This window comes from Tsukamurella pseudospumae (assembly GCF_001575195.1).
Lineage (GTDB): Bacteria > Actinomycetota > Actinomycetes > Mycobacteriales > Mycobacteriaceae > Tsukamurella > Tsukamurella pseudospumae.
The window spans coordinates 1-1,245 of sequence record NZ_LSRF01000092.1 but is presented as its reverse complement, the minus strand read 5'-3'; the positions used below and the strand labels follow the sequence as shown (position 1 = coordinate 1,245).

Genomic DNA, 1,245 nt, shown 5'->3' with positions numbered 1-1,245 from the left:
CAACCCTTGTCTCATGTTGCCAGCACGTAATGGTGGGGACTCGTGAGAGACTGCCGGGGTCAACTCGGAGGAAGGTGGGGATGACGTCAAGTCATCATGCCCCTTATGTCCAGGGCTTCACACATGCTACAATGGCGCGTACAGAGGGCTGCAATACCGTGAGGTGGAGCGAATCCCTTAAAGCGCGTCTCAGTTCGGATTGGGGTCTGCAACTCGACCCCATGAAGTCGGAGTCGCTAGTAATCGCAGATCAGCAACGCTGCGGTGAATACGTTCCCGGGCCTTGTACACACCGCCCGTCACGTCATGAAAGTCGGTAACACCCGAAGCCGGTGGCCTAACCCCTTGTGGGAGGGAGCTGTCGAAGGTGGGATTGGCGATTGGGACGAAGTCGTAACAAGGTAGCCGTACCGGAAGGTGCGGCTGGATCACCTCCTTTCTAAGGAGCATTAGTACCGCTTATCGGCTCGAATGTGGCTGATGCGGTTGCTCATATAATTGGGTGGAACACTGACACGGTAAATTGTTTATCGCCTGGTGGCCGGCTTGTCCGGTCGGAGGGGTTTCGTCGGCACACTGTTGGGTGTCTGAGAGGACACGTCCTTTCTGTTGCTGCTGCGCGTCAGCGCCTGCGTACTGCGTCCCTGTGGGGGTGTGGGTGGGTGGCGGTGTGGTGGTGTGTGTTGTTTGAGAATTGTATAGTGGACGCGAGCATCAACATGACGCTGCACTGTTTTGGTGTGGTGGTCGTGTTTTTGTTTCTGTAATTTTACATGTTTCTGTGTAAGCATTTTGTTGTGTTTTTTTGGCGCTTGACGTCATGAAGGGCGCATCAGGTTTGTGATGGCTTTTGGTTGTCTCGGGTTTGGTGTGTGTTTTGTGTGTTGTAAGTGTCTAAGGGCGCACGGTGGATGCCTTGGCGCAAGGAGCCGATGAAGGACGTGGGAGGCTGCGATATGCCTCGGGGAGCTGTCAACCGAGCTGTGATCCGAGGATTTCCGAATGGGGAAACCCAGCACCAGTCATGTGGTGTTACCCGCCGTTGAATATATAGACGGTGTGGAGGGAACGAGGGGAAGTGAAACATCTCAGTACCCTCAGGAAGAGAAAACAATAGTGATTCCGTGAGTAGTGGCGAGCGAAAGCGGATGAGGCTAAACCATGCACATGTGATACCGGGTAGGGGTTGTGTGTGTGGTGTTGTGGGGTTCATCTTTCCAGCTCTACCTGGCTGGACAGCAGTGA

Annotated in this window: 2 rRNA genes; both read left to right on the top strand. The window is 54.3% G+C overall.

Going from position 1 to position 1,245, the window contains the following annotated elements:
• Positions 1-439, top strand: a 16S ribosomal RNA gene (locus AXK60_RS25235); the annotation flags it as partial.
• A 445-nt stretch (positions 440-884) separates the two neighbouring features.
• Positions 885-1,245: ribosomal RNA gene (locus tag AXK60_RS25230) — 23S ribosomal RNA — on the top strand; the annotation flags it as partial.